Annotated in this window: 29 protein-coding genes; 17 read left to right on the top strand and 12 right to left on the bottom strand. The window is 64.9% G+C overall.

Annotated elements, in window-relative coordinates:
• Positions 1-2: 2 nt before the first annotated feature.
• Entirely contained in the window at positions 3-1,724 is a 1,722-nt protein-coding gene (locus tag NMG10_RS11440; protein ID WP_254464361.1) for a tetratricopeptide repeat protein, read from the bottom strand.
• 886 nt (positions 1,725-2,610) lie between these two features.
• On the opposite strand from NMG10_RS11440, the gene NMG10_RS11435 reads away from it, so the two are divergent.
• The 6 genes from NMG10_RS11435 to murI all read left to right on the top strand — a co-directional run bounded on the left by NMG10_RS11435 (position 2,611) and on the right by murI (position 7,626).
• Entirely contained in the window at positions 2,611-2,790 is a 180-nt protein-coding gene (locus tag NMG10_RS11435; RefSeq protein WP_254464360.1) for a hypothetical protein, read from the top strand.
• Positions 2,791-2,899: 109 nt separating this feature from the next.
• The gene (hemA, locus tag NMG10_RS11430; RefSeq protein WP_203647995.1) at positions 2,900-4,177 is read left to right on the top strand and encodes a glutamyl-tRNA reductase; all 1,278 of its coding nucleotides are present in this window, start codon (positions 2,900-2,902) and stop codon (positions 4,175-4,177) included.
• Complete coding sequence (gene prfA, locus NMG10_RS11425; protein WP_203647994.1) at positions 4,174-5,256, top strand: peptide chain release factor 1; 1,083 nt, start codon at positions 4,174-4,176, stop codon at positions 5,254-5,256. Before hemA ends, prfA begins: the two co-directional genes overlap by 4 nt.
• Positions 5,257-6,087, top strand: a complete 831-nt coding sequence (gene prmC / locus NMG10_RS11420) for a peptide chain release factor N(5)-glutamine methyltransferase (RefSeq protein WP_232854728.1) — start codon at positions 5,257-5,259, stop codon at positions 6,085-6,087.
• Positions 6,081-6,836, top strand: coding sequence for a molybdopterin-synthase adenylyltransferase MoeB (locus NMG10_RS11415; RefSeq protein ID WP_203647992.1), 756 nt, complete (start codon positions 6,081-6,083; stop codon positions 6,834-6,836). Before prmC ends, NMG10_RS11415 begins: the two co-directional genes overlap by 7 nt.
• A complete protein-coding gene (murI, locus tag NMG10_RS11410; protein ID WP_234560443.1) occupies positions 6,829-7,626 on the top strand; it encodes a glutamate racemase in 798 nt (265 codons plus the stop codon). Before NMG10_RS11415 ends, murI begins: the two co-directional genes overlap by 8 nt.
• Positions 7,627-7,635: 9 nt before the next feature.
• On the opposite strand, the gene NMG10_RS11405 is transcribed toward murI, so the two are convergent.
• From NMG10_RS11405 to NMG10_RS11385, 5 genes are all read right to left on the bottom strand, one after another.
• The gene (locus tag NMG10_RS11405) at positions 7,636-8,316 is read right to left on the bottom strand and encodes an SDR family oxidoreductase (protein WP_254464359.1); all 681 of its coding nucleotides are present in this window, start codon (positions 8,314-8,316) and stop codon (positions 7,636-7,638) included.
• A gap of 3 nt (positions 8,317-8,319) precedes the next feature.
• Positions 8,320-9,756 carry a deoxyribodipyrimidine photo-lyase gene (gene phrB / locus NMG10_RS11400; protein WP_254464358.1) on the bottom strand — a complete coding sequence of 479 codons (1,437 nt, stop codon included), beginning with the start codon at positions 9,754-9,756 and terminating at the stop codon, positions 8,320-8,322.
• 11 nt (positions 9,757-9,767) lie between these two features.
• On the bottom strand, positions 9,768-10,643 hold the full coding sequence (locus tag NMG10_RS11395; protein WP_254464357.1) for a MerR family transcriptional regulator: 876 nt from the start codon (positions 10,641-10,643) through the stop codon (positions 9,768-9,770).
• Entirely contained in the window at positions 10,633-11,601 is a 969-nt protein-coding gene (locus NMG10_RS11390) for a DUF523 and DUF1722 domain-containing protein (RefSeq protein WP_232854724.1), read from the bottom strand. The genes NMG10_RS11395 and NMG10_RS11390 overlap by 11 nt, the downstream gene beginning before the upstream one ends.
• Positions 11,602-11,708: 107 nt before the next feature.
• Complete coding sequence (locus tag NMG10_RS11385) at positions 11,709-12,695, bottom strand: NAD(P)/FAD-dependent oxidoreductase (RefSeq protein WP_232854723.1); 987 nt, start codon at positions 12,693-12,695, stop codon at positions 11,709-11,711.
• 186 nt (positions 12,696-12,881) lie between these two features.
• Between NMG10_RS11385 and NMG10_RS11380 the strand changes: the two genes are divergently transcribed.
• Together NMG10_RS11380 and hemH are read left to right on the top strand one after the other, a co-directional pair.
• The gene (locus NMG10_RS11380; protein ID WP_203647988.1) at positions 12,882-13,787 is read left to right on the top strand and encodes a TIGR01777 family oxidoreductase; all 906 of its coding nucleotides are present in this window, start codon (positions 12,882-12,884) and stop codon (positions 13,785-13,787) included.
• Positions 13,788-13,800: 13 nt separating this feature from the next.
• Positions 13,801-14,814 (top strand): ferrochelatase, encoded by a 1,014-nt coding sequence (hemH, locus tag NMG10_RS11375; RefSeq protein WP_203647987.1) that lies wholly within the window; start codon positions 13,801-13,803, stop codon positions 14,812-14,814.
• Positions 14,815-14,928: 114 nt separating this feature from the next.
• Here the strand turns inward: hemH and NMG10_RS11370 are convergent, their stop codons facing one another.
• The gene (locus NMG10_RS11370; RefSeq protein ID WP_254464356.1) at positions 14,929-16,203 is read right to left on the bottom strand and encodes a uracil-xanthine permease family protein; all 1,275 of its coding nucleotides are present in this window, start codon (positions 16,201-16,203) and stop codon (positions 14,929-14,931) included.
• A 2-nt stretch (positions 16,204-16,205) separates the two neighbouring features.
• Positions 16,206-16,844 carry a uracil phosphoribosyltransferase gene (gene upp / locus NMG10_RS11365; protein ID WP_028691132.1) on the bottom strand — a complete coding sequence of 213 codons (639 nt, stop codon included), beginning with the start codon at positions 16,842-16,844 and terminating at the stop codon, positions 16,206-16,208.
• Positions 16,845-17,009: 165 nt separating this feature from the next.
• Here upp and NMG10_RS11360 point away from each other — a divergent pair, with 165 nt between their 5' ends.
• The 4 genes from NMG10_RS11360 to NMG10_RS11345 all read left to right on the top strand — a co-directional run bounded on the left by NMG10_RS11360 (position 17,010) and on the right by NMG10_RS11345 (position 18,974).
• Positions 17,010-17,567, top strand: coding sequence for a hypoxanthine-guanine phosphoribosyltransferase (locus NMG10_RS11360; protein ID WP_110735869.1), 558 nt, complete (start codon positions 17,010-17,012; stop codon positions 17,565-17,567).
• 2 nt (positions 17,568-17,569) lie between these two features.
• Positions 17,570-18,043, top strand: a complete 474-nt coding sequence (locus tag NMG10_RS11355) for a WbuC family cupin fold metalloprotein (protein ID WP_232854722.1) — start codon at positions 17,570-17,572, stop codon at positions 18,041-18,043.
• Between the two features lie 99 nt (positions 18,044-18,142).
• Positions 18,143-18,613, top strand: a complete 471-nt coding sequence (locus NMG10_RS11350; RefSeq protein WP_203647984.1) for a hypothetical protein — start codon at positions 18,143-18,145, stop codon at positions 18,611-18,613.
• Positions 18,614-18,683: 70 nt separating this feature from the next.
• Positions 18,684-18,974, top strand: coding sequence for a PA4642 family protein (locus NMG10_RS11345; RefSeq protein WP_102685300.1), 291 nt, complete (start codon positions 18,684-18,686; stop codon positions 18,972-18,974).
• Between the two features lie 220 nt (positions 18,975-19,194).
• On the opposite strand, the gene mqo is transcribed toward NMG10_RS11345, so the two are convergent.
• Positions 19,195-20,700, bottom strand: a complete 1,506-nt coding sequence (mqo, locus tag NMG10_RS11340; RefSeq protein WP_203647983.1) for a malate dehydrogenase (quinone) — start codon at positions 20,698-20,700, stop codon at positions 19,195-19,197.
• A 605-nt stretch (positions 20,701-21,305) separates the two neighbouring features.
• On the bottom strand, positions 21,306-21,539 hold the full coding sequence (locus NMG10_RS11335) for a hypothetical protein (protein ID WP_203647982.1): 234 nt from the start codon (positions 21,537-21,539) through the stop codon (positions 21,306-21,308).
• A 195-nt stretch (positions 21,540-21,734) separates the two neighbouring features.
• Between NMG10_RS11335 and NMG10_RS11330 the strand changes: the two genes are divergently transcribed.
• Complete coding sequence (locus NMG10_RS11330) at positions 21,735-22,319, top strand: YajG family lipoprotein (RefSeq protein WP_011532230.1); 585 nt, start codon at positions 21,735-21,737, stop codon at positions 22,317-22,319.
• A gap of 133 nt (positions 22,320-22,452) precedes the next feature.
• Here the strand turns inward: NMG10_RS11330 and NMG10_RS11325 are convergent, their stop codons facing one another.
• Positions 22,453-22,659 carry a hypothetical protein gene (locus NMG10_RS11325; protein WP_203647981.1) on the bottom strand — a complete coding sequence of 69 codons (207 nt, stop codon included), beginning with the start codon at positions 22,657-22,659 and terminating at the stop codon, positions 22,453-22,455.
• Between the two features lie 159 nt (positions 22,660-22,818).
• Between NMG10_RS11325 and NMG10_RS11320 the strand changes: the two genes are divergently transcribed.
• Positions 22,819-23,079 carry a hypothetical protein gene (locus NMG10_RS11320; RefSeq protein WP_186733875.1) on the top strand — a complete coding sequence of 87 codons (261 nt, stop codon included), beginning with the start codon at positions 22,819-22,821 and terminating at the stop codon, positions 23,077-23,079.
• Between the two features lie 115 nt (positions 23,080-23,194).
• On the opposite strand, the gene NMG10_RS11315 is transcribed toward NMG10_RS11320, so the two are convergent.
• Positions 23,195-24,361 carry a 1-acyl-sn-glycerol-3-phosphate acyltransferase gene (locus NMG10_RS11315; RefSeq protein WP_232854720.1) on the bottom strand — a complete coding sequence of 389 codons (1,167 nt, stop codon included), beginning with the start codon at positions 24,359-24,361 and terminating at the stop codon, positions 23,195-23,197.
• 125 nt (positions 24,362-24,486) lie between these two features.
• Between NMG10_RS11315 and NMG10_RS11310 the strand changes: the two genes are divergently transcribed.
• From NMG10_RS11310 to NMG10_RS11300, 3 genes are read left to right on the top strand one after another with little or no spacing between them, the layout of a single operon-like run.
• On the top strand, positions 24,487-24,669 hold the full coding sequence (locus NMG10_RS11310; RefSeq protein ID WP_010225771.1) for a CPXCG motif-containing cysteine-rich protein: 183 nt from the start codon (positions 24,487-24,489) through the stop codon (positions 24,667-24,669).
• Positions 24,669-24,929 carry a DUF2007 domain-containing protein gene (locus tag NMG10_RS11305; protein ID WP_203647979.1) on the top strand — a complete coding sequence of 87 codons (261 nt, stop codon included), beginning with the start codon at positions 24,669-24,671 and terminating at the stop codon, positions 24,927-24,929. The genes NMG10_RS11310 and NMG10_RS11305 overlap by 1 nt, the downstream gene beginning before the upstream one ends.
• A gap of 15 nt (positions 24,930-24,944) precedes the next feature.
• Positions 24,945-25,565, top strand: coding sequence for an SOS response-associated peptidase (locus NMG10_RS11300; RefSeq protein WP_254464355.1), 621 nt, complete (start codon positions 24,945-24,947; stop codon positions 25,563-25,565).
• Positions 25,566-25,668 lie beyond the last annotated feature (103 nt).

Below are 25,668 nucleotides of genomic sequence, written 5' to 3'. Positions count from 1 at the left end.
GTTTACAGGCTCTCGGATCCGGTCAGGCGCAGCAGGGTCTTGCGCAGGATGGGGCTGTCGGCCTGGGCTTCGAAGCCCTTGGCCCAGACTTGGCGGGCTTCGCGGCGCTTGCCGTTGGCCCAGAGGACTTCGCCCAGGTGGGCGGCGACTTCATGGTCGGGGAAGCGTTCGAAGGCCAGGCGCAGCTGGCGCTCGGCTTCCTCGAGGTTGCCCATGCGATAGGCCACCCAGCCCAGGCTGTCGAGCACCGCCGGGTCGTCCGGAGTGAGCTGGTGGGCCTTGTCGATCAACGTCTTGGCTTCGCTGTAGCGGGTGGTGCGGTCGGCCAGGGTGTAGCCCAGGGCGTTGAGGGCCATGGCGTTTTCCGGCTCGCGGGCAAGGATCGCGCGCAGGTCTTTCTCCATCTGCGCCAGGTCGTTGCGCTTCTCGGCGAGCATGGCGCGGGTATAGAGCAGGTTGAGGTCGTCCGGGTAGCGCTTGATCGCCTGCGCCAGCACCTGACCGGCCTGGGCCTCCTTGCCGTTGTTGCCCAGGCTTTCGGCTTCGATCAGGTACAGCTGGATGGCGTAGTCCGGCTGCGCCTCGCGGGCTTCGGCGAGTATCCGCGAGGCTTCGGCGCTGCGGCCGTTGGCGATGAGGATATCGGCCTGGCGCAGTTGCGCCGGCAGGTAGTCCGGGCCGGGGCCGACCAGGGCGTATTCGCGCAGGGCGGCGGCCGGCTGGCTGCGCTCCTCGCGGATGCGGCCCAGGTTGAGGTGGGCGGCGTCGACGTTGGCGTCACGCTCGACCAGCTCCTGCAGGTAGCCTTCGGCTTCGTCCCAGTGTTTGGTTTCCAGGCACACCAGGGCCAGCGAGTAGCGGATCTCGTCGTCTTCGGGGTATTGCTGCAGCAGGCTTTCGAACTCGGCCTTGGCATCGTCGATGCGGTCCTGCTCGACCAGGGTGCGGGCGTAGGTCAGGCGCAGGCGCTTGTCCTCGGGGTTGTCGCGGATCGCCCCACGCAGCAGTGGCAGGGCCTCCGGGCCACGGTCCATGGCTTGCAGCAGACGGGCGCGCAGCAGCACCGGGGCGATTTCGCCGTTCTTCGGCGGATGGGCCTCGAGCAGGTCGAGGGCCTGTTGCGGCTTGTCGTCCTGGTTCAGCAGCAGGGCCTTGCCGAACACCAGTTGGCCGTTGTCGGGGTATTTCACCAGCAGGCGGTCGAAGCTCTGCATCAGGCCGTCACGGGTGCTCTGGTCGGTCTCGGCGGCCGCCAGGGCGAGGAAATCGAAGTGGGTGTCGCCCTGGCCCTGCAGCACCTTTTCCATGTAGGTCATGGAATCGTCGTAGCGTCCGGCGCGGGCCAGCTGGATGGCCGCGGCGCGCTGGGCGTCGAGGTTTTGCGGATCGTTGCGGGCCCAGATCAGGGCAGTGTCCAGGGCTGGCTCGTCGGCGCCGAGGTATTCGGCGATGCGATAGGCGCGCTCGGAGACGGCCGGATCCTGGGTCTTTTCGGCCTGGTCGACGTAGTTGGCCAGGGCGATGTCGAAGCGGTTGCGCTGGCCGGCCAGCTCAGCCACCAGCAGGCTGTACAGGGTGTCCTGCTTGAACGATCCGTACACCACGGGCTTTTCCGCGCTCTTGCCGGCGTCGACGGCGGGCGACTGGGCGTCCGTCTTCGGGGCCAGGCTCTGGCAGCCTTGAAGCAGGGCGAGGGCAAGCAGCAATGCGTAGGATTTGTTCATAGAGGCTTATTAAAGAGGCTAAACCGGCGGTCGGAGCATGATGACACAAGCGTGAGGGCAAACCCACCTGCGAAGGTCGTGGTGTGAAGCGGTGCTTCGGAGTATAGGGACAATGCGCCGGGGCAGTGGTTCGCAATCACTCATGGCATCCTGCCCTTGCCCTTGCCCTTGCCCTTGCCCTTGCCCTTGCCCTTGCCCTTGCCCTTGCCCTTGCCCTTGCCCTTGCCCTTGCCCTTGCCCTTGCCCTTGCCCTTGCCCTTGCCCTTGCCTTTGTTTTTGCTTTTGCTTCTAAGCGCGCGGTAGTTCAGGCAACACCAATTGCGACTTCAGGAGGCCGAGCGGAGTTCTTGCGTAGTGGGGCGACGGCCATGGATGGCCGTCGAGCGCTGCGCCCCAGGATGGGGCGTACAGCGCGGTACCCACGGGAGCAAGAACGGAGCGAGGGAACCCCGGAGCGAAGCGTAGGGGCCGGATGAATGGAGCGAGGATTTTTTGGTTCCTTTTTGATCCTTCAAAAAGGGACCCGCCGTAAGGGCGGAAAGGTGAGTGTGCGTCGCCATCGCCAATGAATGAGCGTATAACTTTCAAAACCCACGCTCTGAAAGTCAAAGTCAAAGTCAAAGTCAAAGTCCAAATCGGTCGGCGCGGGTTTCTACAGGTGCAAGCGCATTCATTTACGATGTCGACGCATAGTCACCTTTTCGCCCTTACGGCGAGTCACTTTTTGTCAAACGCCCGGAGCGCCGGCCGGACAAAAGTAACCAAAAAACGCTGCGCTCCATTCATCCGGCCCTCCGCTGCGCTCCGGGTCCCCTCACTCCGGCCTTGCTCCCGGGAGGACCGCGCTGCAGGGCCCATCCTGGGCCCCAGCGCTTGACGGGCATCCATGCCCGTCACCTCCCTTCGCAAGACCTGCGTTCGGCCTCCTGAAGTCGCGAAGGTACGGGCGGCGCCTGGGCTGGCGCAGCTGTCGCTAGCTGGGTATGGCGCTAGACTCTCGATCGGCAACGGCAACGGCAACGGCAACGGCAACGGCAACGGCAACGGCAACGGCAGGGAAGGGTGATGGTGCGGGGCGATAGGCACGCACCATCGCCACAATAGCGAACGGTGGTTGTTCTAAAACCTGCGAAGTAGGACAATTATCGGCTTCACGTCCCAACCAGCGACCTTGCATGGCCTTTCTTGCACTTGGTATCAACCATAAGACTGCCTCGGTAGACGTACGCGAGCGCGTGGCGTTTACGCCCGAGCAGCTGGTCGATGCCCTGCAGCAGCTCTGCCGACTGACCGCCAGCCGCGAGGCGGCGATCCTGTCCACCTGCAACCGCAGCGAGCTTTATATAGAGCAGGACCACCTTGCCGCCGACGCCGTGCTGCAATGGCTGGCCGACTACCACCAGCTGAGCCTCGACGAACTGCGCGCCAGCGCCTATGTCCACGAGGAACACGACGCGGTCCGGCACATGATGCGCGTGGCCTCCGGCCTCGACTCGCTGGTGCTCGGCGAGCCGCAGATCCTCGGCCAGATGAAGTCAGCTTATGCCGTGGCCCGTGAGGCCGGCACCGTCGGGCCGCTGCTCGGGCGCCTGTTCCAGGCCACCTTCAGCGCCGCCAAGCAGGTGCGCACCGACACCGCCATCGGCGAGAACCCGGTGTCGGTGGCGTTCGCCGCGGTCAGCCTGGCCAGGCAGATCTTCTCCGACCTGGGCCGCAGCCAGGCACTGCTGATCGGCGCCGGCGAGACCATCACCCTGGTCGCCCGCCACCTGCACGAGCAGGGCGTGCGCCGCATCGTCGTGGCCAACCGCACCCTCGAGCGTGCCAGCATCCTCGCCGAGCAGTTCGGCGCGCATGCCGTGCTGCTCTCGGACATCCCGCAGGAACTGGCCAACAGCGACATCGTCATCAGCTCCACCGCCAGCCAACTGCCGATCCTCGGCAAGGGCGCGGTGGAGAGCGCGCTGAAGCAGCGCCGGCACAAGCCGATCTTCATGGTCGACATCGCCGTGCCGCGTGACATCGAGCCGCAGGTGGGCGAGCTGGACGACGTCTACCTCTATACCGTCGACGACCTGCATGACGTGGTCGCGGAAAACCTCAAGAGCCGCCAGGGCGCGGCCCAGGCCGCCGAAGAGCTGGTCTCGGCCGGCGCCGACGACTTCATGGTGCGCCTGCGCGAACTGGCGGCGGTGGATGTGCTCAAGGCCTACCGCCAGCAGAGCGAGCGCCTGCGCGACGAAGAACTGCAAAAGGCCCTGCGCCTGCTCGGCAACGGCGGCAACCCCGAGGATGTGCTCATGCAGCTGGCTCGGGGCCTGACCAACAAACTCTTGCACGCGCCCAGCGTGCAGCTGAAAAAGCTCTCCGCCGAAGGCCGCCTCGATGCGCTGGCCATGGCCCAGGAACTCTTCGCCCTCCACGAGGGCTCGACGGACAAATCCCCGCAATGAAAGCGTCGCTGCTGAACAAACTGGACACGCTCCAGGATCGCTTCGAGGAACTCACCGCGCTGCTTGGTGACGCCGAAGTCATTTCCGACCAGACGCGCTTTCGCGCCTACTCCCGCGAGTACGCCGAAGTCGAGCCGGTGATCGGCGCCTATAAAGACTGGCGCAAGGTCCAGGACGATCTCGAGGGCGCCCAGGCGCTGCTCAAGGATGCCGACCCCGACCTGCGCGAGATGGCCGTGGAGGAGGTGCGCGAGGCCAAGGAGCAGCTGGTGGGCCTGGAGTCGCAGCTGCAGCGCATGCTGTTGCCCAAGGATCCCAACGACGGGCGCAACGTGTTCCTGGAAATCCGCGCCGGCACCGGCGGTGACGAGGCGGCGATCTTCTCCGGCGACCTGTTCCGCATGTACTCGCGCTACGCCGAGAAACGCGGCTGGCGCCTGGAGATCCTCTCCGAGAACGAAGGCGAGCACGGCGGCTACAAGGAAATCATCGCCCGGGTCGAAGGCGACAGCGTGTACGGCAAGCTGAAGTTCGAGTCCGGCGCGCACCGTGTGCAACGGGTCCCGGAAACCGAATCGCAAGGCCGTATCCACACCTCGGCCTGCACCGTGGCGGTATTGCCCGAGCCCGACGAGCAGGTGGCGATCGAGATCAACCCGGCCGACCTGCGCGTGGACACCTACCGCGCCTCCGGCGCCGGCGGCCAGCACGTCAACAAGACCGACTCGGCGATCCGCATCACCCACTTGCCCACCGGCATCGTGGTCGAGTGCCAGGAAGAGCGCTCGCAGCACAAGAACCGTGCCCGCGCCATGTCCTGGCTGTCGGCCAAGCTCAACGACATGCAGACCAGCGCCGCGCAGAACGCCATCGCCAGCGAGCGCAAACTGCTGGTGGGTTCAGGCGATCGCTCCGAGCGCATCCGCACCTACAACTATCCACAGGGCCGGGTCACCGACCACCGTATCAACCTCACCCTCTACTCCCTCGACGATATCCTCGCCGGCGGTGTGGACGCGGTGATCGAGCCGTTGCTGGCCGAATACCAGGCCGATCAGCTGGCCGCCCTGGGGGATTGAATGACCATCATCGCCAGCCTGCTGCGCAACGCGCAGTTGCCGGACTCGCCGACCGAACGGCTGGACGCCGAATTGCTCCTGGCCGCGGCCTTGGGCAAGTCGCGCAGCTTCCTGCACACCTGGCCCGAGCGCATCGTCAGCAGCGAGGCGGCGCAGGTGTTCGCCAGCTACCTCGAACGGCGTCGCGCCGGTGAGCCGGTGGCCTATATCCTCGGCCAGCAGGGGTTCTGGAAGCTGGACCTGGAAGTCGCGCCACACACGCTGATTCCGCGTCCGGACACCGAGCTGCTGGTGGAAACCGCCCTTGAGCTCGTGCCACCCATGCCTGCCCGAGTACTCGATCTGGGCACCGGCACCGGGGCTATCGCCCTGGCCCTGGCCAGTGAGCGTCCGGGGTGGCAGGTCACGGCGGTGGACCGTATCGACGAGGCCGTGGCCTTGGCCGAGCGCAACCGCCAGCGCCTGGGCCTGGGCAATGTCCAGGTGCGCGCCAGCCATTGGTTCGACGCTCTCTCGGGTGACCAATTTGACCTGATCCTCAGCAACCCGCCCTATATTCGCGCCGCTGATCCGCACCTGGTGGCCGGTGACGTGCGCTTCGAACCCAGCAGTGCCCTGGTGGCCGGCGAAGACGGGCTGGACGACCTGCGGGTGATCGTCGCCCAGGCCCCGGCGCACCTGCTGCCCGGAGGTTGGCTGCTGCTCGAGCACGGCTATGACCAGGCGCCCGCCGTACGCGACCTGCTGGCGGCGGCCGGCTTCATCGACGTCGCCAGCCGCGTCGACCTGGGCGGCCACGAACGCATCAGCCTGGGGCGCCTGCCATGCTGAGCGACCAGGAGCTGTTGCGCTACAGCCGGCAGATCCTCCTGTCGCAGGTGGATATCGACGGCCAGTTGCGCCTGAAACACGGCAAGGCCCTGGTGATAGGCCTGGGCGGGCTGGGCTCGCCGGTGGCGCTGTACCTCGCCGCAGCGGGTGTCGGTGAGCTGCACCTGGCCGATTTCGACACCGTCGACCTGACCAACCTGCAACGCCAGGTGATCCACGACAGCGACAGCGTCGGCATGAGCAAGGTCGATTCAGCCATCAAGCGTCTGCGGGCGATCAACCCGGAAATCAGCCTGGTCGCCCATCGCCGGGCGCTGGACGAGGATTCGCTGGCCGCCGCGGTGGCGGCGGTCGATGTAGTGCTCGACTGCTCCGACAACTTCGGCACCCGCGAGGCGGTCAATGCCGCCTGTGTGGCTGCGGGCAAGCCGTTGGTCAGCGGCGCGGCGATCCGCCTCGAGGGCCAGTTGTCGGTGTTCGACACCCGCCGCGATACCAGCCCCTGCTACCACTGCCTGTATGGCCATGGCAGCGAGGCCGAGCTGACCTGCAGCGAGGCCGGTGTGATCGGTCCGCTGGTGGGGCTGGTCGGCAGCCTGCAGGCACTGGAAGCGCTGAAGTTGCTGGTCGGTTTCGGCGAGCCGCTGGTCGGCCGCCTGCTGCTGATCGACGCCCTGAGTACCCGCATGCGCGAGCTGCGGGTCAAGCGCGACCCCGCCTGCGCGGTGTGCGCGACTCGCCATGGCTGAGCGCTCGGCGCCGGTGGGCGTGATGGATTCCGGGGTCGGCGGGTTGTCGGTGCTGGCCGAGATCCAGCGCCTGCTGCCCAACGAGTCGCTGCTCTACCTGGCCGACAGTGGCCACGTGCCCTATGGCGAGAAGTCCCCGGACTACATTCGCCAGCGTCTGCGGCTGATCGCCAGGTTCTACCATGAGCAGGGCGCCAAGGCCTTGGTCCTGGCCTGTAACACGGCCACGGTGGCGGCGGTGGCCGACCTGCGCGAGCTCTATCCGGACTGGCCGCTGGTGGGCATGGAGCCTGCGGTCAAGCCGGCGGCCGCGGCAACCCGCTCCGGCGTGGTCGGTGTGCTGGCCACCACCGGTACCCTGCAGAGCGCCAAGTTCGCTGCCTTGCTTGACCGCTTCGCCAACGATGTGCGGGTGATTACTCAGCCGTGCCCTGGGCTGGTGGAGCGTATCGAGGCAGGGGATCTGGTCAGCGAGCAACTGCGCCAGTTGCTGTCGGGCTATGTAAAACCTTTGCTGGCGGCCGGTTGCGACACCCTGATCCTGGGCTGCACCCACTACCCGTTCCTGCGGCCCATGCTGGCCGAGATGGTGCCGGCGGATGTGGCGATCATCGACACAGGCGCTGCCGTGGCGCGCCAACTGCAACGCCTGCTGGGCGCTCGCGGGCTGCTCAGTGACGGACCGGCGCGGACGACTGCGTTCTGGAGCAGCGGCGAGCCGGACAACTTGCAGAATGTCCTGCCGCTATTGTGGAACCAGTCCGGCAGCGTGCAGCGCTTCCTGCCATGAAACGCAGGTTCAACTGCTTTTCGGCAGCGGCCACAGTTCGCCTGGGTTGAGCACCTCCAGTACCAGCTCGGGTTGGCGCTCATCCAGGCGCGCCAGCAACTCCTGCGCTGCGCTTTGCGCCGTCCAGGGCTCCGGAATGGCCTGTACCGAGGTCACCGGGGTCTTCAGCGACTGAGGCGCCACCAAGGTCAGGTCGATGCCTAGTGTGCTCAGGGTGTTGCGTTGTTCGCTCAGCCATGTCGGCAGGCTGTTGCCGCCATTGAGCGGCTGGTTCGGTTCGAACAGCTGCAATGCCGAGTAGCGACTGAGAATGGCCATGACCTGCGGCCTCTGGCCCTTGGCCAACAACGGCAGCGCGGCGTTCAGGCACTGGTGCGTGGCCTGCAGGTTGCTGCTGACGATCTGCTCGAACAGGTCTGCATGCGCCATATTGTCCGGCAGATAGTCGCAGCTCCCGGCATTTACCAGCAGACAATCCAGCGCGCCCCAAGTGGCCTTAAGCCGCTGGCCGGCATCCTGCAAGGGGCCGAAAAGCCGCAGCAAGCGTGTGCCGTGACGCTCCCCCAAGGTGTCGAGTTCCTGGCTATCCCTGCCACTGGCGGCCACCGTGTGCCCTTGTGCGAGCAACTGTTCCACCAAGGCCAGGCCGAGTCCGTGGCTGGCTCCTGTAATCCAGAAACGACGTGTCATGCTCTATGCCCCCTGATCCTGCCAGCTGGTCAAGCTTTTGAAGGCTTCCAATGCGCGTTGGCGACTACTATCGAGATCGACTATCGGGCCCGAGTAATTATTAGTAGCAAATAGGTCGGCGGATTTCACGGGGTAGTGAATTGATTTATCGTCCTTTCCTTCCAGTTCAGGCAACCACCGGCGGATGAACAATCCGTTCGGATCGAAGCGCTGCGACTGTGTGATGGGGTTGAAGATCCGAAAATAGGGCACGGCGTCGGTGCCGGTCGAGGCGCTCCATTGCCAGCCACCGTTGTTGGCGGCCAGATCACCGTCTATCAGGTGACGCATGAAATGCCGTTCGCCGTGCCGCCAGTCGATCAGCAGGTTCTTGCTGAGGAACATGGCGACGATCATGCGCAGGCGGTTGTGCATCCAGCCGGTGTGCAGCAACTGGCGCATGGCGGCATCGATGATGGGGAAGCCGGTGCGGCCGTCCTTCCAGGCCTGCAGGTCGGCGGGCGCGTCGCGCCAGGGCAGTGCTTCTGTATGCAGGCGGAAGGCGCGGTGCCGGGAGACCCGGGGGTAGCCCACCAGTGTGTGCTTGTAGAACTCGCGCCACAGCAGTTCGTTGACCCAGGTCTGCACGCCGACGCTGCCACTGTCGAACTCGCCCCGGTTGCTGGCCAGTGCCGCATGCAGGCACTGGCGCGGCGAGACCACGCCAGCGGCGAGGTAGGGGGACAACTGGCTGGTGCCGGCCCTGGCAGGCAGGTCGCGCAGTTGTGCGTAGTCATCGATGGTTTCGTCGACGAAGCGCTGTAACCGCCGCCTGCCTTCATCCTCGCCTGCCGGCCAATGCTGGCGTAGGGCTTCGCCAGGGGGCTCGAAGCCTTCGATCTGCAGGGGGATGGCGTCGCTGCGGATCACGAGGGCTTGCTGGCGTTTCACTGAATGGGCAAGGGGGGGCAGGCTGCGGTGCAGGTGCTCCAGGCAGACCCGCTTGAACTGGCCGAACACCTGGAAGTACTGGCCGGTGCGGGTCAGCACGCTGCCGGGCCTGAACAGCAGCTGGTCGAGGTGGCCGGTGGCGGTGATTCCGGCTTGCTGCAATGCGTCATGGGTTGCCTGGTCCCGCCGGGCCTCGTTGATGCCGTATTCGTCGTTCCAGTGCACGGCCTCGATGCCGTGCTGGCGACAGACCTCGAGCACGCACTCCGGGACACCCGCCCAGCTGTCTGTCGTGCGAACCAGCAACGGAATGTTCAGCGCCGCCAGCGACTGTTGCAGCAATCGCAGGTTGCGCAGCCAGAAATCGACCTTGCACGGCGCATCGTCGTGGGCCTGCCACTGGCCGGGGCTGGCGATCCAGAGGGCCACGGTCGGGCCACGCTGGCAGGCGGCCGCGAGGGCGGTGTTGTCATCGATGCGCAGGTCGCTGCGCAGCCAGATCAATTGCATGGGTTGCAGGCTCAAGGTCGAGGTTGTTGAAGGCAGCGCAAGGCGGTTAGCGGGCTGTCGAACAGGTGTAGGTCAGGCAACGACAGTGCATGCAGTTCCGTCTCATGCAGGCTGACGGTGCTACCACCCAGGAGTTTCAGTGTGTTGACGTCCTTCAATGCGCGGCCCAGCGCGGCGAGGTCGGGGCGACGGCCGAGGTGCAGCAGCAGCGCTCGTGGTTGCAGGTGCTCCACGGCCAGGCGCAGTTGACGGGGCTCGACCGACCACTCGAGGATCTCCAGTGGGTAGCCGTTGCTGCTCAGCAGCCAGGCGCAAAGCCAGAACTCGGCATCGAAGGGGGAATCATCGGAGCAGGCGAGCAGCACGCAGGGGCCGCCAAGCGAGTGGCTGTCGTGATAAACCCGCGCCCCCAGCTTGCTGCGCAGCCAGCCCTGAAGGAACACCTGTTCCAGTCGCGCGTCGAAATGCGTTTGCCAGCGTTGTTCGAGGGCTTCGAGCAGCGGCAGCAGCAGGCGTTCGCACACGGTTACGGCGGGGTAGAGGGCCATGACCTGGTTGATCAACTGGTCCAGCGGACGCTGGGCAAGGCGGGCGATGGCCGCGATCAACTGCTCGATCCGTGCGCCCCATTCGCCCTGGATCGGCGCCGTGGCGTGCGCGGCATTGTCCAGCAGCTCGCGCACCTGGCTCACCGCGGCGCCACGCTCCAGCCAGCGCAGCACGGCCTGGACCCGCTGCACCTGGTCCTGTGGATAAAGGCGATGGCCCTTGGGCGTGCGCTGTGGCTTGATCAGGCCGTACCGGCGCTCCCAGGCGCGCAGGGTGACCGGATTGACGCCGGTCAGGCGGGCCACTTCGCCGATGGGCAGCAATGGGTCAGATGGCATTGCGCAGTCCGAGGTCTTCCGGATGGGGTTGCAGGTAGGCCTGTTGCAGCAGATAAGGATCGGGATGGTGGCGCAGGTGGTGCTTGAGCAGGGTCAAGGGTACGACCAGGGGCACCACGCCTTGCTGGTATTGGCCGATGACCTGCTGCAGCTCGGCCTTGTCCGCCTGGCCCAGGTCGTTGCGCAGATAGCCGCTCAGGTGCTGCAGTACGTTGCCATGGGTGCCGCGACTGGCGCAGCGGCGCAGTGCCTGCATCAACTGGCTGAAGTAGCGCGGGCCGAGCTGCGCCGGGTCGTCGTCGCGGCTCATGTTGCCGAGCAGGCGGCCAAGGCTGCGGTACGCCTGGGGATTGTGCGCCATCAGCAGGTACTTGTAGCGGGCATGGAAGCGGATCAGCGCACCGCGGCTCAGGCCCTGGCGCAGCAGTTGCCGCCAGTCGGCGTAGGCGTAGACGCGGGTAATGAAGTTTTCCCGCAGCACCGGGTCGTGCAGGCGGCCTTCCTCCTCGACCGGCAGGTCCGGGCGCCGCTCGCAGAATGCCGCGGCGTAGGCGCCCCGGCCACCCTGGCGGGCCGGGCGGCCGTCTTCCTGGTAGACCTTGACCCGTTCAAGGCCGCAGGACGGTGACTTCTGCATGAAGATGTAGCCACAGATATCGTCGAGTTCGTCGGCCATTTGTTCGCCGTAGGCACGCAGCGGGCCGGCAAAATCAGTGGCGCTGTTGCGCGTGCCGGTGACGGCGGGGTGGTCCGGGTCCCCCACCAGGCGGATGGGTTCACGGGGCGTGCCCAGGCCGATGGCGACCTCGGGGCACAGCGGTACCCAGTCGAAATGCTTTTCGAGCAGTTCCAGACAGAGGCTGGAAGCTTTGTGGCCGGCGTTGTAGCGCACGTTGAGGCCGGTCAGGCAGGCGCTGATGGCCAGGCGTGGCTTGCCGCTGGGCGGTGAAGCGTTCATCGCGGTCTCCGGAATGACTTGTACAGGCTGCACGGTTTGTACAAGTCTATTCCAGCACAGATAAAAACTTATACAAGTAGAATTTTTTGTATAAGTTTTTCCGTCGATTATTCCAGATGCTCCAGCAGCCGTCGGGCGGCTTCCTGGCCACTGAGCCAGGCCCCTTCGACCCGGCCGGACAGGCACCAGTCGCCACAGGCGTACAGGCCCAGGTCAGCATCGGCCAGCGTGCCCCATTCATGATTGACTGCAGGACGGGCGTACAGCCAGCGGTGGGCCAGGGCGAAGGTCGGCGCGGGGACTATGCAGCCGACCAGCTCGGCAAACTCACCCCACAGCTGCTCGATCACTTGCTCCTTGGGCAGGTCGATATGCTGCTTGCTCCAGCTGGAGGTGGCATGCAGCACCCAGGTGTCGAGATGCTCGTCGCGGCCTGGTTTGCTCCGATTGCGGGCCAGCCAGTCGAGCGGATTGTCCTGCACGAAGCAGCCCTGCATGGGGGTGTCGAGCGGTGTCTGGAAGCCCAGGGCGATGGCCCAGGTCGGTTCCATCTGCACCCCGGCGGCGACCGCCGCGAGTTTGGGGGCGGCCGTCAACAGCGCGGTGGCCTGAGGCGCCGGCACGGCGATCACCACCTGGCTGAACGGTCCGTGGCTGCAGCCCTCGGTGTCCTGCAGGTGCCAGTACTGTTTGCCGCGAAACACCTCGGCGATGCGGCAGCCGAAGTTCACCGTGACATCCTTGAGCAGGCCGCGGGTGATGGCGCTCATGCGTGGTACGCCGACCCAGCGGATCTGTTCATCAGGGGAGGGGGTCAGTTCACCATCGCGGTAGTTGTACAGCTGCGGCTTCCACTGCTGCGCCCAGCCGTTCGCCACCCAGTGCTGGACCTGCTCGACGAAGCGCCGGTCGCGGGCGGTGAAGTACTGGGCACCGAGGTCCAGGGCGCCGGCGTCGCTGCGCTTGCTGGCCATGCGGCCACCGCTGCCGTGGCCCTTGTCGAACAGGTGGACGGTCTGCCCGGCTTTCTGCAGGGCCTGGGCGGCGGACAGGCCGGCGATTCCGGCACCGATGATGGCAATAGGTACTGTCATGATGGCCTCTTCGAACCTAGCTATACGCAGCCTACGCTGCCAGGCAAACCTGTACAATGCACAATGTTTGTATAAGGTTATTCCGCTCGATAGGCAGGTTGGCCTATGTTTATCCGAGAGCGTTCGGTCAAAAAAGTGCCTTGATCTTAAAAATAGACCACGGCCGCCAAGTGCGAGGACACAACCATGCATATATTGCTGACCGGCGGTACCGGTTTGATTGGCCAACACCTGTGCCAGTTGTGGCGCCAGCAAGGGCATCGCCTGACGGTCTGGAGCCGGCGCCCCGAACAGGTGGCGAAAATCTGCGGCAGCGGCGTTCGCGGTGTGGCCCGGCTGGAAGACATTGCCGATGACGACGACGTGGATGCGGTGGTCAACCTGGCCGGCGCACCGATCGCCGACCGGCCCTGGACCGCGGCGCGACGCAACCTGCTCTGGGCCAGCCGGGTGACCCTCACCGAGCAGTTGCTGGCCTGGCTGGAGCGCCGCGAGCGCCGCCCGCAGGTGTTGATTTCCGGCTCGGCGGTGGGTTGGTACGGCGATGGCGGCGAGCGAGAACTCACCGAGGCTTCGCCGCCGGTGAAGGAGGACTTCGCCAGCCAGTTGTGCATCGCCTGGGAGGAAACCGCCCAGCGCGCCCAGGTCCTGGGGATCCGCGTGGTGCTGGTGCGCACTGGCCTGGTGCTGGCTGCCGATGGCGGCTTTTTGTCGCGCCTGCGCCTGCCGTACAAGCTGGGCCTGGGCGGGCCGTTGGGCGATGGTCGGCAGTGGATGCCCTGGGTGCATATCGACGACCAAATCGGCCTGATTGATTTTCTCTTGCAGCACAACGAAGCCAGCGGTCCCTATAATGCCTGCGCGCCGGAGCCGGTGCGCAACCGCGAGTTCGCCAAGCGCCTGGGCCGCATCCTGCATCGTCCGGCGTTCATGCCGATGCCGGCGCTGTTGCTCAAGGCCGGGCTCGGCGAGTTGTCGACGCTGCTGCTCGGTGGCCAGCGCGCGCGCCCGGTGCGCCTGCTGGCGGCGGGCTACACGTTCCGTTTCAACGATCTGCAATCGGCCCTGGACAACCTGTCCAGCCGCCTCTGACATAGGACGCTGCATGACCGATCACGCCCTGCTGCTGGTCAACCTGGGTTCGCCGGCCTCCACCTCGGTGGCCGACGTGCGCCGTTACCTCAACCAGTTCCTCATGGACCCGTACGTGATCGATCTGCCCTGGCCGGTGCGGCGGTTGCTGGTGTCGCTGATCCTGATCAAGCGCCCCGAACAGTCGGCCCATGCCTACGCCTCGATCTGGTGGGACGAGGGCTCGCCGCTGGTGGTGCTGACCCGCCGTCTGCAGCAGGCGATGACCGCCCATTGGCCCCATGGGCCGGTGGAGATCGCCATGCGCTACGGACAACCGGCGCTGCCGGAGGTCCTGGAGCGCCTGGCCGCGCAAGGTGTGCGCAAGGTAACGCTGGCGCCGCTTTATCCACAATTCGCCGACAGCACCGTGACCACGGTCGTGGAGTTGGCGAAGCAGACCATTGCCGAGCGCAAGCTGCCCTTGCAGACCCGCATTCTGCAGCCGTTCTACGACCACCCTGAGTACATCGATGCCCTGGTGGCCAGCGCCCGCCCGTACCTGGAACAGGATTACGATCACCTGCTGCTGAGCTTCCATGGTTTGCCCGAGCGGCACCTGAAAAAGCTCGACCCCACCGGCAACCACGACTTCCAGGCCGCCGACTGTTGCAAGGACGCCAGCGCCGAGATGCGTGCGGTGTGCTATCGCGGCCAGTGCCTGGCCACGGCCAGGGCATTCGCCGAGAAGATGGGCATCCCGGACGGCAAGTGGTCGGTGTCGTTCCAGTCGCGCCTGGGCCGGGCCAAATGGATCGAACCCTACACCGAGACGCGCCTGGACGAGCTGGGCAAGGCGGGGGTGAAGAAGCTGCTGGTGATGTGCCCGGCGTTTGTCGCCGATTGCATCGAGACGCTGGAGGAGATCGGCGATCGGGGCAAGGAGCAGTTCATCGAGGCGGGCGGGAAGGAGCTGGTGCTGGTGCCGTGCCTGAATGATCACCCGGAGTGGGTGAGGGTGTTGGCGGGGATGTGCGAGAAGGCTTGAGGCCTGGGTTGACCAGGCCGGCCTCTTCGCGGGTAAACCCGCTCCCACAGGTTCGGTGAGAGTCCTGTGGGAGCGGGTTTACCCGCGAAGAGGCCAGGTCAGTCTAGCGCCGGATCAAGGCAACTGATCATCCAGCTTCTTGTTCTTCCAGCCATCGTTGCCCGGCAGGATCAGGTTCAGGGCAATCGCCACCACGGCGCACAGGGCGATGCCCTTCAGGCCCCAGTCGTCCGGGCCGTCGCCGCTGCCGATCAGCACGCCGCCGATACCGAATACCAGGGTCACCGAAACGATCACCAGGTTGCGCGCCTCGGCCAGGTCGATCTTGTGGCGGATCATGGTGTTCATGCCCACCGCCGCGATCGAACCGAACAGCAGGCAGAGAATGCCGCCCATCACCGGAACCGGAATGCTCTGCAGCAGCGCGCCGAACTTGCCGATGAAGGCCAGGATGATGGCGAATACCGCCGCCCAGGTCATGATTTTCGGGTTGTAGTTCTTGGTCAGCATCACCGCGCCGGTTACTTCGGCGTAGGTGGTGTTGGGCGGGCCGCCGAACAGGCCGGCTGCCGTGGTAGCCAGGCCGTCACCCAGCAGCGTGCGGTGCAGGCCGGGCTTTTTCAGGTAGTCGCGGCCGGTCACGCTGCCCACCGCAATCACCCCGCCGATGTGTTCGATCGCCGGGGCCAGGGCCACGGGCACGATGAACAGGATGGCCTGCCAGTTGAAGGCCGGTGCGGTGAAGTTCGGCAGTTCCAGCCAAGGGGCTGCGGCGATCTTGGCGGTGTCGACCACGCCAAAGGCGAACGACAGGGCGAAACCCACCAGCACGCCGGCGATGATCGGCACCAGGCGGAAGATGCCCTTGCCGAACACGGCGACGATCAGCGTAGTCAGCAGTGCCGGCATGGAGATCAGCATGGCGGTCTTGTACGGCATCAGCGCAGCGCCGTCACCACCCTTGCCCATGGCCATGTTGGCGGCGATCGGCGCCATGGCCAGGCCGATGGAGATGATCACAGGGCCGATTACCACCGGCGGCAGCATGCGGTCGATGAAGCCGGTGCCCTTGATCTTCACCATCAGGCCCATGAAGGTGTACACGAAGCCTGCGGCCATCACGCCGCCCATGGTCTCGGCCAGGCCGAACTGGCCCTTGGCGAGGATGATCGGGGTGATGAAGGCGAAGCTCGAAGCCAGGAATACCGGGACCTGACGGCCCGTGACCAGCTGGAACAGCAGGGTGCCGATGCCGGCGGTGAACAGCGCCACGTTCGGATCGAGGCCGGTGATCAGCGGCATCAGCACCAGCGCGCCAAATGCCACGAAGAGCATCTGCGCGCCCGAGACGACCTGGCGCCAGAGCGGGTCGTTGAAGCCGTCCTGCATGGTCAGGCGTCCTTCTGCTTGGTGCCGAAGATCTTGTCGCCGGCATCACCCAGGCCTGGGACGATGTAGCCGTGCTCGTTCAGGCGCTGGTCGATCGAGGCGGTGTAGATCTGCACGTCGGGGTGGGCTTTCTCCACCACGGCGATGCCTTCGGGCGCCGCGACCAGGACCATGGCGCGGATTTCCTTGCAGCCGGCCTTTTTCAGCAGGTCGATGGTGGCGACCATCGAACCGCCGGTGGCCAGCATCGGGTCGATGATCAGGGCCAGGCGCTGGTTGATGTCCGGCGCGAGTTTCTCGAGGTAGGTGTGGGCCTCGAGGGTTTCCTCGTTGCGGGCAACGCCCACGGCACTTACCTTGGCCCCGGGGACCAGGCTGAGCACACCGTCGAGCATGCCGATGCCGGCGCGCAGGATCGGCACGACGGTGATCTTCTTGCCGGCGATCTTCTCGACTTGCACCTTGCCGCACCAGCCGTCGATCTCGTAGGTTTCGAGCGGCAGGTCCTGGGTGGCTTCATAGGTCAGCAGTGCACCGACTTCCTGGGCGAGTTCGCGAAAATTCTTGGTGCTGATATCGGCACGGCGCATCAGGCCGAGCTTGTGGCGGATCAGCGGATGGCGGATCTCACGAGTAGGCATAGGGGGAGGGCTCCGGGAGGCGGGCAAAAAAACCGCGCTAGATTAATCTATTCAGTCCTTGATGTCGTGCAGTCATTGTGCACGTTAGTCCATAAAGGCTTGATCTGGGACGAGCGGATGCGTACCTTTGCCCGCTTTTCCAAAACGCACCCCCTGGAGAGCGCCATGTCCGCCGATCTCGAGCATATCCGTCAAGTGATGCACGAGGCTGATTGCCTGTACAACGAAGCCGAGGTCGAGGCCGCCATCGCCGAGGTCGGCAAACAGATCTGCAAGGACCTGCACGACAAGAACCCGGTGGTCTTCTGCGTGATGAACGGCGGCCTGATCTTCTCCGGCAAGCTGCTCACCCACCTGCAGTTCCCGCTGGAAGCCTCGTACCTGCATGCCACCCGCTACCGCAACACCACCAGCGGCGGCGAGCTGTTCTGGAAGGCCAAGCCGGAAGTGTCGTTCATCGACCGCGACGTGCTGATCGTCGACGACATCCTCGACGAGGGCCACACCCTCAGCGCGATCATCGAGTTCTGCAAGCACGCCGGCGCCCGCGCGGTGCACACCGCGGTGCTGATCGACAAGGACCACGACCGCAAGGCCAGCCCGGACCTGAAGGCCACCTACACCGGCCTGCCATGCATTGACCGCTACATCTTCGGCTACGGCATGGACTACAAGGGCTACTGGCGCAACGCCAACGGCATCTTCGCGGTCAAGGGGCTGTGATCATGCGCCAGCCCGGATTCCTCGATCAGTCGTTGTTCGCCGGGCTGGCAGAGCGGGCCACCGCCAGCCCGCGCGGTCGGCAGAACCACAACTTCCACGAGATGGAGGAGCCGTGTCATCGCATGGCCGTGGGGCTGCAGCCGCGGACCTACATCCAGCCACACCGTCATCTGAGCGATGACAAGGCCGAGACGCTGATCGTGCTCAAGGGGCGCCTGGGCCTGCTGATTTTCGACGACCAGGGCACGCTGACTGACAAGCGTGTGCTCGAGGCCGGTGGCGACTGCCTGGGGGTCGACCTGGTGCCGGGGGTCTTCCATGGCCTGGTGGTGCTGGAAGACGACAGCATCATGTTCGAGTGCAAGGCCGGGCCGTACCGTCCGGTGGGCGAGGGTGAGCTGGCCGAGTGGGCGCCACGCGACGGTGAAGCGGGCGTTGCCGAGTATCACGCCTGGATGCGCGCGCAGTTCGATTGAGCCTGCGCCCCCTTGTCGTGGGGGTGGTGGTTCGCCGCTGCGACTTGCCCCGCGACAGGGCCTGTGCGTAGAGTGCCTGCTCATGCCTAGGAGCCCCACATGCGTGCGATCGTCCCCCTCCTGCTGGCGGTGAGCCTGCCGCTTTCCGCTGCGCCGCTGCACAGCCAGTTCCTCCCGCCTGACGACCTGTCCCTGCGCCAGGAGGCTCCGGCCAGCCAGCAACTGCTGCAGGTCACCGACTACAGCGTAGTGGTGGGCACCCAGCGCCAGTCCGACCAGCAACCGATTCCGATCACCTCGTCCCTGCAGATGCGCCTGAAGGGCAAGCCGTTGAGCAAGGGCTCGACCATCACGCAGGTGCTGCTCAACTTCGACGGTGAGGGTGGCAAGAGCCTGAAAAAGCCGGCCTATGACGACAAGAGCCGGACCCTGACCCTCAACTACCCGATGGCCGACTACCGGGTGATCATGGACTTGCTGCGCAACGAAACCCTGTACGTGCAGTTCCTTACCTACGCCAATGGCCACATCTGGGCCGACCTGCACACCGGTACCGTACGTACGCGTTGAGGGCCGCAGGTTTCGGGGGGTAAACTGCCGGCCTTCGAAAATGTCCGTGATGGCCCAGTTGGAGTCGGCGATGCGTAAAGACAAGAAACAAGTGATTGGTGACGAGATCAGCGACGAGTACATCAAGACGTTCCTGCAGTTCGAGCCGGCCGATGGCCTGACCTCGCCGTCTCATCACAAGCTGATCAAGGGCTACCGCGGCCTGCGCGTCGATGATTTCGAGCGTTATGTGGGCTTCTTCGTCGCCGCCGGTTACGACCTCGATGGCAAGGATGAGCACGGCAAGACCTTCGTCGAGGCGATCGCCGACCAGCGCAATGCGCCGGAGTACATCGAGATCATCGATAACGCCCGGGGCTGATTTCGCGCGTTCGGCTTCCCCTGTAGGAGCGGCCTTGCCGAGGCGTCGGACCGGCCGGAAAGGGCTGCGAAGCAGCCCCAGATTTATGCCATACCTCAATATCGCCGGGGCCGCTTTGCGGCCCTTTCGCGGCCCAAGGCCGCTCCTACAGAGGAGAGGTGGGGGCAGTGAGGCAGGCACAAAAAAACGCCCCGAGGGGCGTTTTTTCGTTTCAGCCGGATCAGGCGTAGTGCTTGGCCGGGCTGCTTTCCGCCAGTTCCAGTGCCTCGTCGTTGTCGGCGCTGATCTTGTGGTACAGCGCGGCATCGGTGGCCAGGACCTTTTCGCGGGCCGGGAAGATCTCCTTGAGCTTGGCGGCCCAGGCGCCCTTGGCCTGCTCGGGGAAGCAGCGCTCGATCAGCTCGAGCATGATCGACACGGTCACCGAGGCGCCCGGCGAGGCGCCGAGCAGCGCGGCCAGGCTGCCGTCCTGGGCCGAGACCAGCTCGGTGCCGAACTGCAGGATGCCGCCTTTCTTCGGATCCTTCTTGATGATCTGCACGCGCTGACCGGCCACTTCCAGGCGCCAGTCCTCGGCTTTCGCCTCGGGGTAGAAGCGGCGCAGCGATTCCAGACGCTGTTCCATCGACTGCATCACTTCGCTGACCAGGTACTTGGTCAGGTCCATGTTGTCGCGGGCCACGGCAAACATCGGGCCGAGGTTGCCCGCGCGCACCGACAGCGGCAGGTCCAGGAGCGAGCCGTGCTTGAGGAACTTGGTGGTGAAGCCGGCGTAAGGGCCGAACAGCAGCGACGTCTTGCCATCGACCACGCGGGTGTCCAGGTGCGGTACCGACATCGGTGGGGCGCCGACCGCGGCCTGGCTGTAGACCTTGGCCTGGTGCTGCTTGACGATTTCCGGGTTGTCGCAGCGCAGCCACTGGCCGCTGACCGGGAAGCCGCCGAAGCCCTTGCTCTCCGGGATGCCGGACATCTGCAGCAACGGCAGGGCCGCGCCGCCGGCGCCGAGGAAGACGAAGCGGGCGTCGACCTCACGGCTGCCGCCGCTGTTGACGTCCTTGATGCTCACGGTCCAGCCGCTGCCTTTGCGACGCAGGCCGACGACCTTCTTGCTGTACTTGACCTGGGCGTCCGGGCTGTTGCCCAGTTGCTTGAGCAGCTTGTTGGTCAGGGCGCCGAAGTTGACATCGGTGCCCTTCATCACGCGGGTGGCGGCGATGCGCTGGTCGGCCGGACGGCCTGGCATCATCAGTGGCATCCACTCCTTCATCACCGCCTGGTCTTCGGTGTATTCCATCTCGGCGAAGGCGTGGTGCTGCTTGAGCAGCTCGAAACGCTTCTTGAGGAAGGCAATACCCTTGTCACCCTCGACGTAGCTCAGGTGCGGTACCGGGTTGATGAAGGCGCGCGGCGAGCCGAAGCCGCTCTTGCGGCTCAGGTAGGCCCAGAACTGGCGCGAGACCTCGAACTGGGTGTTGATGTGCACGGCCTTCTTGATGTCGATGCTGCCATCGGCGGCCTGCGGGGTGTAATTGAGCTCGCACAGGCCGGCATGGCCGGTACCGGCGTTGTTCCAGGGGTTGGAGCTCTCCGCGGCCCCGGAGTCCATCGCCTCGACGACCTCAAGCTTCAGGGTCGGGTCGAGCTCCTTGAGCAGTACGGCCAGGGTGGCACTCATGATGCCCGCGCCTACCAGTACCACATCAACCGATTCGTTCTGCGCCATTAACGCGTCTCCACAATCTACAGCACCTAATTGACAGCATAGGATCCGTGGGGTGGCCAGGATCGCCATGTCCGACTCTTCGCAGTTCTTGCAACTTCCGCGGATACCGCCAATCAGTCTTGGGTGTTCGGCTATTGAACGCCCATTGCCACGGGTGCGGCAATTCGACTTATGGTCAAGTGCTCCGTCGTGCGTTATGGACCGGCCTCAGAGGCTCATCGGGGATGAGCGCTTTTGCCGTCTGTTCAGGGCTGTTCGGGACACATCTGCCGCTCTTGCACATGCCAGACTGTTCATTTGCTCGCCACACTCTCGTGAAGTTGTGAAAAACCGTTTTTTCACGCTCTTTTGGAGTCGTGAACCTCAAAAGTGGACTGCGCGATGGCAACCCGCAGGTTCATGCGAAGCAGAAGGCCGGAAACAGCAGGCACGACAGCCAATGCAAGACCTGAGTGGAAGGCTCTCTGTGGGCGAAGCGTCGAGGGTGCCGGGGTCAAGCGGCGAATGCGGGGCCCGATCAGGAGACGTCCTTATAATCGGGGGGAGATTATAACGATGTCGCGGGCGGAAAGGGCGTACTTGTTGGGTTTTTATTGCAGCGTTTGTCAGGCCGACAGGGTGCGTTGCTGCCAACGCTGCGTTGCACGGGCGCAAATCCGGGCGCTGGCCGGCAGCGGGCGGCCGAGCCAGGCCAGTTGCGCCTCGTTCACCTGCACCCAGGCGCCGTTGCCCGGTGGCGTGGCGCAGTGCTTGAAACCGAGGCAGATGCCGTCGCTGTCGAGACGGGCGTAGGTGGCGTGGCGCGGGCGGTGCAAGAGCAGGGTCCAGAGCGAGGCCATGGTGGTCAGTCCTGTGTGTGAGGGCTGGCGCCAGAGTAACCGGGGGGCATGAAACGATTGTGACAGAAGGGCAGTTGCAAGCTTCCAGCGGCAAGCTGCAAGGAAAAGCGTAGGTGCTTTTGCTTGCAGCTTGCCGCTGGAAGCTTGCCGCTAGGTATACTGTGGGCCTTTGCCGCTTTTTCTGGAGAAACGCGCATGTTGCAACGTCTGTTGGTCGGTTTGTTCGCGGTGGCCAGCCTGAGCCTGGCCGGTTGTGCCCACAGCCCGCAGCAACTCAGCCCGCAACCCAAGCTTACCCAGCAACTGGCCCCGGTCGGCCATGGCCAGCCGGTGGTGGTCAAGGTCGTCGACGGGCGCGCCTCGCAATCGCTCGGCACCCGTGGTGGCATGTACCCCGAGACCAGCACCATCACCGTCAATGGCAACGATGTCGTGCCCAAGCTGCAGGCCCAGGCCGAGGCGGCGGTGCGCCTGCTTGGTTTTACCCCGACGCCAAACGCCTACAACGCGCCGCAGCTGACCGTGACCCTGGCCGAGCTCAAGTACCAGTCACCCAAGGACAAGATGTACGTGACCGAGGCGACCATCGGCGCCACCTTCCGTGCCGACGTGTCCAACGCCAACCGCCGCTACAGCGGCCGTTACGGTGCTTCGCTGGACCAGCGCTTCGGCATGGCGCCGAACCAGGAAACCAACACCAAGCTGGTGAGTGATGTGCTCAGCGATGCCCTGACCCGTCTGTTCAAGGACCCGACCGTCGGTCAGGTTCTGGGCGAGTAAGGTTTTTGCAGTGAAGAAAACCCGCAGCCTGTGATCAGGCTGCGGGTTTTTTGTTGTCTGTACTGGCCTGTCGCGGGGCAAGCCCGCTCCCACGCGTGCTGTGGGGCTTCAGTGGGAGAGCAGGCAGCGCGGTTCAGGCAGCCAGCACATTGAAGTCCAGCAGGCTGATCCCGGTGTACGGGTCGACCTCAGGCAGGTCCTGGTGGGCATGCCCACCCAGCGCGCAGTAAACCAGCCACTGGCGGTCCTGGACATTGATCGCGAAGCCATCGATCAGCGCCTGCTGCTCGTCGCTCTGGGCGACAAGGTAGAGGCGGTCCTGGTTTTCGGCGTGCAGCATGACAAGCTCCGGTTCGGTTGAAGGCCGACAGGGTGGCCTGCCTTGATGACGAGCGTGTGACAGATGAAATTAAATGACAGCTGGTCGCAAAGTGGCGGCAGTGAACCTGGGCTTGGGTAGAATGCCGGGCTTTGCCGCACGTGATACCGAGGTCGCGCAATGTCGTTGCAAGTGTTCTGGGGCTTCCTGGCCGCCCATCCGGCCAAGCTGATCAACCTGCTGGCCCTGCTCATTACCTGCCCTGGCGGGCTGCTGCTGCACAGCGCCCGGCGTCGCGAGGCGCTGAGCCGGGAAAGCCTGGCGGTGGATGAAGGCGTGGTGGATGCGCTGGAGCAGCGGATACCGCGCTATTACTACATCCTGGGCTTCTGCTGCCTGGCGATGGCCTTGCTTTTGTCCTGGTTCAGTACCTGGATCTGAAGGCGATACCTGCTCTGTGTAGGAGCGGGCTTGCCCCGCGAAGGCGTCATATCAGATCACATCATTGCTTGATCTGACGCCTTCGCGGGACAAGCCCGCTCCTACAGTTGCGTTGTCAGGCCGACGCGGGCTGACGCTTCACCTGATACTGATTACGCACCGGCGTCGCATACTGCTGCACCAGGTACGGCTGATGCTCGACCGGGCAGGCGTCCAGCCGGCGCTGCCATTCTTCCTTCGCCTTGGCCAACTCGTCGGCCGGGAACAGTTTCTCCGCGCTCGGCACCTCGAGCGTCGCGTCCTTCTCCGCCCACATCGCATAGGCCAGGTAGTGCACCGGGAATAGCCGGTAGCCGCCGAGAATCTGCCGGTCGATGGCCTGCGCCAGTTGTTTGGTGTCCTCGTGGTAATCGGTCACCGGTGGGGCGAAGTTGATGTGCACCCGCCCTTTGTAGCCGGTGATGCCCTGGGCGATGCTGTTGTCGTCCTCGCCCGGCGCCTTGGTGTAGCTGCCGGTGGTGGCGCGGATGTACAGCTCGCGGGCCTTGGCCTGGTCGCAGGGGTCGTACTCGTAGCTGATCGACACCGGGGTCAGGTTCAGGCTCTGGACCACCGCGCCGAACGGCTCGTCCTTGCGGCTCATGTGGAACATCTTGAGGATCGCCGAATCGGTACGGTCGTCACCGTCCTTGGCGCGGCCTTCGGCCTGGGCGATCCAGATCGACACGCAATCGTTGCGGATCGAGTGGTTGATGTAGGCCGAGAGCAACTGGTAGGCGGCCAGCTTCTCGCGGCGGCCGCTGATCGAGCGGTGCACGATGAAGCTCTTGTTCAGGCGCATCATGTCGCTGACGAACGGTTTTTGCAGCAGGTTGTCGCCGATGGCGATGCGCGGCGTCGGCAGGCCGGCGTGGTACACCGCGTAGTTGACGAAGGCCGGGTCCATCACGATATCGCGGTGGTTGGCCAGGAACAGGTAGGCGGTCCCCGACTTGAGCTGTTCGACGCCGGTATAGGTGACGCCGTCGGTGGCGCGGTCGATGGTGCGGTCGACGTAGTACTCGACCTTGTCCTGCAGCGTGGAGACGCAGCTCACGCCGGCGAATTCCTTGCGCAGGCGCCGGGCGATCAGCGGTTTGAGCAGCCAGCCGAAGGCGCCGGCCGCGCGCGGGAAGCGGAAGTGGGTGAGGATATCGAGGAATGCCGGGTCGCTGAGCAGGCGTGCCAGAACGGCAGGGACCTCAGCGTCGTCGTACGGTCGGATGGCATCGAATTCGCCCATCATGCTCTCTTGTTGGAAACGGCTAGGGTAATTAGGTAGGGGCGGGCTCCGAAAAACGGCTCGGACGCACACAGGCCCTGTAAACAGACCGGCAATTATACGCACAAGTCACTTCGGAGGCCGCGATGCTGGAAACTGCGATCTATGATTGCCCTTATTGTGGCGAAGAAGTCGAAACCACGGTGGACCTGTCCGGCGGCGACCAGGAGTACATCGAGGATTGCCAGGTGTGCTGCAAGCCGATCCGCTTCGTGCTGCAGGTGCATGGCGAGGAGTGGATGCTCGATGTCTACGGCGAGAACGACTGATGCAACGGATCTATGAGCCGGAAAGCCTGCTGGAGGCGCAGGTGCTGGTGGGCATGCTGGCCAGCGAGGGCATCGAGGTGCACCTGGTCGGGCGCGACCTGATGGGCGCCGCAGGCGAGTTACCGATGCACGGACTGCTGGGGCTGGCGGTGCCGGATGAGCAGGCAGGCTACGCACGGCAGTTGATCGATGCGTACAATGCCGCCCAGCCGCTTGCCGGCGACGAACCGGAGAGTTATCCCGGAACCCTGATCTGCTAGGTTTTGATTTCGCCCATGTGTGGACGCTACGCCCTGTTTCGCTGGTCCCAGAGCTTCGCCGGCCTGCCGGGCTTCCCCGCGGGCCAGCAGGCCCAATGGAACATCTCGCCCGGTGCCACGGTGCTGATCCAACGCCAGCTCGACGGCCAGCTGCAGCTGGCCGGTGCGCGCTGGGGGCTGACCCCGGCCTGGCTCACCGACCTGTCCCGCACCCCGGCCCAGGCCCGTGCCGAGACCCTCGCCGAGCAGCCGATGTTTCGCGAACCCTTGCGTCAGCGGCGCTGCCTGATGCCGGCCAACGGTTTCTACGAATGGCGAGGCACGGCGCGCAAGCGCCCGTACTGGGTGACACCGGGGGAGGGCGCGTCGCTGTTCTTCGCCGCGCTGTGGGAGGTCTATCCGGTGCAGGAACAGCAATGGCTGAGTTGCGTGGTAGTGACGCAAGCGGCGATGAACCAGCGTCGGCCGCTGATCCTGGACGAGGCCGAGCAGGCGCTGTGGCTGGATCCTGAAACACCGATGGCCAGATTGCACGAGTTGTTGGCCAAACCGCCGACGGCACTGCGTGAGCGGGCGTTGGCGAATATCGTCAACGATCCGAAGCTCAATGGGCCGGAGTGCCTGACTCCCGCCTAGGTGGCGTGCGCTAACTCCCTGTAGGAGCGGCCTTGTGCCGCGAAAGGGCTGCAAAGCAGCCCCGGCGATCTTTGCGTCAACGCTGAAGCCCTGGGGCCGCTTC

This window comes from Pseudomonas sp. DVZ6, from assembly GCF_024259445.1.
In the GTDB taxonomy this organism is placed as follows: Bacteria; Pseudomonadota; Gammaproteobacteria; order Pseudomonadales; family Pseudomonadaceae; genus Aquipseudomonas; species Aquipseudomonas peradeniyensis.
Note: the sequence above shows the minus strand (reverse complement) of the source record. Positions and strands in the feature narration are given on the sequence as shown.